The organism is Micromonospora lacuserhaii (genome assembly GCF_036902735.1).
Lineage (GTDB): Bacteria > Actinomycetota > Actinomycetes > Mycobacteriales > Micromonosporaceae > Micromonospora.
The window spans coordinates 1-6,802 of record NZ_JBAKHO010000102.1 but is presented as its reverse complement, the minus strand read 5'-3'; the positions used below and the strand labels follow the sequence as shown (position 1 = coordinate 6,802).

Sequence of the window (6,802 nt, the reverse complement as noted above, 5' to 3'; positions counted from 1 at the left end):
GCCCACCCGGACGGCGCGGCGCCGGCTCGTCGAGGTCGAAGTCGCGGTCGGACCCGCGGTTCGGCCGGGCCTGCACGGTACGGATGACGCCCGCCCGCCCGGCCGGGGCGGCCTCCCGCCGGCCGCCGCGCCCGGCGCCCACGCGACCGCCGTCGAGCACCTGCAACGCGGGGCGGAACGGGTCGCCGGAGCGGTTCGCGCGCGGGGTACGCCGCTGCCCTCCGTCGCGGTCCTCGCTGCTCTCCCGGATGGTCCGGCCCCGTGGGGTGTACGCCCGCGCGTCGGAGATGCCGCCGACGCCCGGCTCACCGGTACGCGGCTCGGCCCCCCGGCCGCCACGAACCGGACCGCGCCGGGAGCCCGTAGGGTCCCGGCGCGGATCATCCGATCTCGATGGCACGGAGCTATCCCCCGTTGCCCTGCTGGCTGGTGATCGCCGGCTGCCCGTTGGCGGGCTGCGGCACGCCGATCATCCGGCCGTCCGGCAGCCGGATGTACGCCGGGTCGCCGGCCTCCACCAGGCCGAGCTTGCGGGCCTCGGCGGTCAGGTTGCCCGGCGCCTCGGCCGCGTCGATCTTCTTCTGCAGCTGCTGCTCGTCGACGTCCAGCCGGGCCTGCTGCTGCTGCAGCTTCTCCAGCCGGAACGCGTTCTCGTTGATCTTCGTGTTCACCGCCAGGATGCCCAGCACCCCGCCGACCACCAGCACCACGACCAGCGCCGCGAACGGCGCCCGCGGCACCCGGACCGGCGGCGGCGGCGCCACCCGCAGCCGGGGCGAGCCCGACCCGGCGGCGCGGACCCGCTCCTCCGGCCGCAGCGCGGCGTTGCCCTGGGTCGGGAACTCGCGCGCCCCCCGGGCGCGAGTCTCCCCCTGCCGAACGGCGCGGTCCGCCGTCGGCGTCGCCGTTCCGGCACGTGTGGCTCGCTGCGCCGCGGTCCGGCCCCCCGACCGCGGTGCACCCCGCCCGACGACCGCGTCCCGGCCGTCGCGCTTGTCAACGTTCATCTTCCCTCCCCCTCTTCGTCCGTCCCTCTGCCGTCCCCCGGCGTCGACTCCGGGCTCCCGGTGGAGCCCGTGGCCGACCCCGTCCCCGGTTGGTGCATCGCCTTGACCCGTCGGCGGTACCGTTCGCGGTCGGTCCGCCCCTGTTCCCCGGCCCGCGGGTCGAGTCGTTCCGCGGCCCGCAGGCGCACCGAGGCGGCGCGCGGGTTCACGGCGACCTCCGCGTCCCCGGCGAGTTCGGCGCCCCGGCTGAGCAGCCGGAACGTCGGACCCGACCCGGGAAGTTCGACCGGGAGGTCGACCGGGCCCTTACTGCGGACCCGGTCGGCGAGCGCCTGCTTGGTGAGCCGGTCCTCCAACGAGTGGTAGGACAGGACCACCATGCGACCGCCCACGTTGAGCTTGTCCAGAGCGGCCGGCAGCGCCGTCTCCAGCGCTGCCAGCTCCCTGTTTACCTCGATCCGTAAAGCCTGAAACGTTCTCTTGGCCGGGTGTCCACCGGTTCGTCGGGCTGCTGCCGGAATGCTCTCCCTGACCAGCTCGGCGAGCCGGGCCGAGGAGGTGATCCGGCCGCGCTCGCGCTCGCGGAGGATCGCCGAGGCGATCCGACCGGCGAACTTCTCCTCGCCGTAGACCCGCAGCACCCGGGCCAGGTCCGGGTGGGCGTAGGTGTTGACCACCTCCTCGGCGGTCACCCCCCGGGTCTGGTCCATCCGCATGTCCAGCGGCGCGTCCTGCGCGTACGCGAACCCGCGGTCGGGCGCGTCCAGCTGCAACGAGGAGACCCCCAGGTCGAACAGGATCGCGTCGATCGCCGGATAACCCAGCCGCTCCAGCACCTCGGGCAGCTCGTCGTAGACGGCGTGCTCCAGGTGGATCCGGTCGGCGAAGCGGGCCAGCCGGGCCCGGGCGTGCGCCAGGGCCTCGGTGTCCCGGTCCAGGCCGATCAGGATCGTCTCCGGGTGGCGCTCCAGCACCGCCTCGGCGTGCCCGGCCAGACCCAACGTCGCGTCGACGTGGATCGTCCGGCCGCCCCTGTCCAGTGCGGGGGCCAGCAGCTCGAGACACCGCTCGAGCAGCACCGGCACGTGCGTGCCGCGCAACTCCCCCATGTCGACCCCCACTGGTTGAAACGTTCGTTCTTTCCGCGCCTGCTCGTCGGACGACGCCTGCCGTCGTACCGCCAGATCCCCATCCGCTCCCGCTTCATCCCCGGGCCGTGGCCCCGGAGAGGAGATCGTGCGCCTGGCACCGGGGAAGGGGTGCCAGGAACTCGAAAGCGGCTGGAGATCTCGCAGTACGTCGGGCGTCGTCCCGCCCTACAGACCGCCGGGCAACACCCCCTCCTCGATGTCGGCGAAGTCGTCTTCGCTCTCCGCGAGGTAGGTCTCCCAGGCCGCCCTGTCCCAGATCTCCACCCGGGTGCTCGCCCCGATCACCACCAGGTCCCGGTCGAGTGCGGCGTACGACCGGAGGTGGGCCGGGATGGTGACCCGCCCCTGCTTGTCGGGGACCTCGTCGTGCGCGCTGGCGAAGAAGACCCGGCTGTAGGCCCGGGCCGCCTTGTGCGTCATCGGCTGCGCGCGCAACTGGTCCGCGATCCGCTGGAACTCGGGCGTGGGGAAGACGTAGAGGCAGCGCTCCTGCCCTTTGGTTATCACGACACCCCCCGCCAGTTCGTCCCGGAACTTCGCCGGAAGGATCAACCGGCCCTTTTCGTCCAGGCGTGGGGTGTGGGTGCCGAGGAACATCGGCCCAACCCCCTCGCCCTTGGCGGCGTTCGCGGCGCCGCTGACCCCCCGGGCCGGTGGGCCCTCCCGGCCTCACCATCGCGCCCCACTCTACTCCACTTCCCTCCACCTGCAACCAGAAACGCCCGTGTGGCGCGCTGTCTCCCTGGGTAAAAGAGCACGTCAGGAGGGGTGGAGCCGAGTGGAGGGCCGGCGCGCCCCCGCGTCGCGTCCGCTACCCGACATAGATCGACTCCGTCCGGCCGAGCACGGGCGGACCGGACGCCCGGCCACACCCGGCCGAACGGTTCGCCGTCTGCGGCGATCTGGTGGACGTTGGGGTCCGGTAACCTCGCTCGGGTGACTGACGCGAAGATGCCCCTGCGGGCGAAGGTGGCCACCTCCGTGTCGAGGACCGCTGCGGCGCTTTCGCGGGCCGCCGGCCGGGGCGACGGCTCGGTGATCGGTGGTTGGATCGGCCTCAAGATCGACCCGGACCTGCTGGCCCACCTCTCCGCCGGCCGCGCCATCGCGCTGGTCTCCGGCACCAACGGCAAGACCACGACCACCCGGCTCACCGCCGCCGCCGTCGGGGTGCTCGGCCGGGTCGCCACCAACTCCTTCGGCGCCAACATGCCGACCGGGCACACCTCGGCGCTGGCCAAGGCGGGCAGCACGCCGTACGCGGTGCTCGAGGTCGACGAGCACTACCTGGCGCAGGTGCTCGAGGCCACCGAGCCGCACGTGGTGGCGCTGCTCAACCTCTCCCGCGACCAGCTCGACCGGGCCAAGGAGGTCGCCATGATGGCGCAGCTCTGGCGCGCCGCGCTGGTCCGGCACACCGACCTGCGGGTGGTGGCCAACGCCGACGACCCGATGGTGGTCTGGGCGGCCACCCCGCCCGGCGACCCGGCCCGCGGCATCCACCCGCCGCACGTCACCTGGTTCAGCGCGGGCCAGCGCTGGCACGACGACTCCTGGGTCTGCCCGGAGTGCGGCTCCACCATCCAGCGCTCCGGCGAGCAGTGGTGGTGCACCGGCTGCCCGCTACGCCGCCCCGACCCGCAGTGGACCGTGGAGGACGACGGCGTGCTGGATCCCAGCGGCGCATGGCACAAGGTCAGCCTCCAGCTCCCCGGCAAGGTCAACCTCGGCAACGCGGCCACCGCGCTGGCCGTCGCCGCCGAGTTCGGGGTACGCCCCGTCGACGCGGTCTCCCGGCTCGGCAGCGTCACCTCGGTCGCCGGCCGCTACGCCCAGGTCGACCGGGACGGGCGCAACATCCGGCTGCTGTTGGCCAAGAACCCGGCCAGCTGGCTCGAGGCGTTCGACATGGCCGACGAGGCGCCGACCCTGCTCTCCATCAACGCGCGCGACCCCGACGGGCTGGACACCTCCTGGCTCTTCGACGTCGACTTCGCCCCGCTGCGCGGCCGGCAGGTGCTGATCACCGGCGACCGCGCGTACGACCTGGCGGTCCGACTCGACGTCAACGACGTGCCCTTCCGGCACGTCCGGACGTTCGACGAGGCGGTCCGGGCGGTCCCGCCGGGCCGGCTGGAGGTCATCGCGAACTACACCGCCTTCCAGGACATCCGAGCGGAGTTGGACCGTGTCAACTGAGAGCCTGCGCATCGTCTGGATCTACCCCGACCTGCTCTCCACCTACGGCGACCGGGGCAACATGCTGATCCTGGCCCGCCGGGCGCTGCAGCGCGGGATGCCGGTGGAGGTGCTGGAGGTCCGCTCCGACCAGCGGCTGCCCTCCACCGCCGACATCTACCTGATCGGCGGCGGCGAGGACGGCCCGCAGGCCCTCGGCGCCCAGCGGCTGCTCGCCGACGGCGGCCTGCACCGCGCGGTCGCCCAGGGCTCGGTGGTCTTCGGCGTCTGCGCCGGCTACCAGCTCCTCGGCACCTCCTTCTTCGCCAAGGGCACCAAGTGCGCCGGGCTGGAGCTGCTCGACCTCTCCTCCGACCGGGGCCCGACCCGGGCGGTCGGCGAGCTGGCCGGCGAGATCGACCCGCGGCTGGGGGTACCGGCGCTGTCCGGGTTCGAGAACCACGGTGGTCGTACCCACCTGGGGGCCGGCGTCTCGCCGCTGGCCCGGGTCACCACCGGCGTGGGCAACGACGGCGCGACCGAGGGCGCCTGGCGCGGCAAGCTGCTCGGCACCTACTCGCACGGGCCGGCGCTGGCCCGCAACCCCGCCCTGGCCGACCTGCTGCTGCGCTGGGCCACCGGCGTGCACCAGCTCCCGCCGCTGGACGACACCTGGCCCGAGCGGCTCCGCACCGAGCGCCGCGCCGCGGTGGCCGCCGCCGCCCGGGCATGATCCCCGCCGTCCGGCGGCTGCTCCGGCAGCCGTCGGCGCGCCGGTTCGCCCTGCTGCTGCTCATCCTCGCCGGGTTCGCGGTACTGCTGTTCACGGTGCCGCGACCCGACATGAGGCACCTGCCCGAGCTGGCCGACCCCCTCGGCGGGTACGCCCCGGTCGCCGCCGTCGTGATCGGGGCGCTGCTGCTGGTCGCGCTGGTCCCCCGGACCTTCGTCACGCTCGCCGCCGGCGCCGTCTTCGGACCCTTCGAGGGCGCCGCGTGCGCGTTGGGCGCGGCGCTGCTGGCCGCGGCCATCGGCTTCACCGTGGGGCGGGTGCTGGGCCGGGAGTTCGTCGCGGAACGGGTCCGCGGCCGGCTGGCCAGGCTGGACGGCTGGTTCGCCCGGCAGAGCGTGCTCGGCGTGATCACCGTCCGGCTGCTGCCGATCGCCGGCTTCGGGCTGGTCAGCTACGGCTACGGCACCACCGGCGCGCGGATGCTGCCGTTCCTGGTGGGCAGCGTGATCGCCTCCGCCCCGACCGCCATCGGCTACGCCGCGATCGGCGCGGCGGTCAGCTCCCCCGGCCAGATCAACTGGTACGCCGCCGCCCCCGCCAGCCTGGGCCTGATCGCCAGCGTCGTCATCATTCAGCGCTGGTGGCGGGCCGAGCGGCAGCGTCGGCGCGACCCGGCCGACGCGCGACCGTGACCCGGGGCGGTCCGCAGCCCGGTGGCACCGGTCCCGGCGGCCCGGTCACCGAGGAGGTGCTGGCCGGTGGCTTCGTCGCCGAGGTGGTCCGGGTCGGCGACACGGTCCGCCGTACCCTCCCGGCGAACGCCGGCTTCGTCACCGCGCTGCTGCGGCACCTGGCGGCGGCCGGCCTCGACCTGGCGCCCCGGCACCTCGGGGTGGACGAACGGGGCCGGCAGGTGCTCAGCCACCTCGACGGTCGGGTGCCGTGGCACGAGCGTCCGGATCCGGCCTTCTTCACCGACGCGGCGCTGACCCGGCTGGCGGAGCTGATCCGGCTGTTGCACGACGCGTGCGCCGGCACGGAGCTGGCCGGAACGGCGGAGACGGTCTGCCACCGCGACCTCTCCCCCAAGAACACGGTCTACCGGGACTCCCCGGCCGGGCCGCTGCCGGTGGCGTTCCTCGACTGGGACCTGGCCGGCCCGGGCCGGCGGATCGAGGACGTCGCCTTCGCCGGCTGGCACTGGGCACCGCTGGGATCCGGCGCCGACCCGTCGGAGCTGGGCCGGCGCTGCCGGCTGCTCTGCGACGGCTACGACGCGGCCGGCCCGGGGGCGCTGCCCCGGGCGGACCTGCTCGACGTGATGCTCGAGCAGCTCGAGGGCACCTGGCGGGGCATCGCCGCCGGCGCCGACCGCGACGAGCCCGGCATGCGCCGGCTCCGCGCGGCAGGCGCCGTCGAGGGGGTACGCCGCTGGCAGGAGTGGCTGCTCGCGCACCGCACCACGGTGGACGCCGCCCTGCGCGGCTGACGCGCCCCGTTGCCCGTCGACCACCGCCCGGCGGCACCCGGCGAGCGCCTGCGGGCCCGGGCGGGTCGCGGCGCGGCCCGTGCGGGTCGCGGCGCAGCCCGTGCGGGTCGCGGTGCGGGCCCGGGCGTGTCGCGGTGTGGGCGCACTTGTCTCCGCAAGCGATATGACGGTGAGTCATAAATATGGGTCTTGTGACGGGTTAGTGGGTTGTGGTGGGGGCCGGTGACGGCGCATGCCGTTGTTC

7 protein-coding genes and 1 pseudogene are annotated in these 6,802 nt (G+C 74.5%); 4 read left to right on the top strand and 4 right to left on the bottom strand.

Translation table 11 applies throughout. From position 1 onward, the window contains the following. From V6U81_RS28690 to mraZ, 4 genes and pseudogenes are all read right to left on the bottom strand, one after another. Positions 1 to 400, bottom strand: a pseudogene (locus V6U81_RS28690) (penicillin-binding protein 2); the annotation flags it as partial. A 4-nt stretch (positions 401 to 404) separates the two neighbouring features. Next, positions 405 to 1,007, bottom strand: coding sequence for a cell division protein FtsL (ftsL, locus tag V6U81_RS28685; protein WP_334494129.1), 603 nt, complete (start codon positions 1,005 to 1,007; stop codon positions 405 to 407). Further along, positions 1,004 to 2,116: a 16S rRNA (cytosine(1402)-N(4))-methyltransferase RsmH gene (gene rsmH, locus V6U81_RS28680; RefSeq protein WP_334494132.1), complete on the bottom strand. Its 1,113-nt coding sequence runs from the start codon at positions 2,114 to 2,116 to the stop codon at positions 1,004 to 1,006. Before rsmH ends, ftsL begins: the two co-directional genes overlap by 4 nt. A 207-nt stretch (positions 2,117 to 2,323) precedes the next feature. Further along, positions 2,324 to 2,755 (bottom strand): division/cell wall cluster transcriptional repressor MraZ, encoded by a 432-nt coding sequence (gene mraZ / locus V6U81_RS28675; protein ID WP_334494128.1) that lies wholly within the window; start codon positions 2,753 to 2,755, stop codon positions 2,324 to 2,326. Positions 2,756 to 3,109: 354 nt separating this feature from the next. On the opposite strand from mraZ, the gene V6U81_RS28670 reads away from it, so the two are divergent. Genes V6U81_RS28670 through V6U81_RS28655 form a run of 4 tightly spaced genes read left to right on the top strand, consistent with a single transcriptional unit; the run spans position 3,110 to position 6,558 of the window. Then, entirely contained in the window at positions 3,110 to 4,357 is a 1,248-nt protein-coding gene (locus tag V6U81_RS28670; RefSeq protein WP_334494130.1) for a MurT ligase domain-containing protein, read from the top strand. Then, complete coding sequence (locus V6U81_RS28665) at positions 4,347 to 5,069, top strand: type 1 glutamine amidotransferase (protein WP_334494126.1); 723 nt, start codon at positions 4,347 to 4,349, stop codon at positions 5,067 to 5,069. Before V6U81_RS28670 ends, V6U81_RS28665 begins: the two co-directional genes overlap by 11 nt. Beyond that, positions 5,066 to 5,761 (top strand): TVP38/TMEM64 family protein, encoded by a 696-nt coding sequence (locus V6U81_RS28660; protein WP_334494125.1) that lies wholly within the window; start codon positions 5,066 to 5,068, stop codon positions 5,759 to 5,761. The genes V6U81_RS28665 and V6U81_RS28660 overlap by 4 nt, the downstream gene beginning before the upstream one ends. Further along, complete coding sequence (locus V6U81_RS28655; RefSeq protein WP_334494123.1) at positions 5,758 to 6,558, top strand: phosphotransferase; 801 nt, start codon at positions 5,758 to 5,760, stop codon at positions 6,556 to 6,558. The genes V6U81_RS28660 and V6U81_RS28655 overlap by 4 nt, the downstream gene beginning before the upstream one ends. The last annotated feature ends 244 nt before the right edge of the window (positions 6,559 to 6,802 follow it).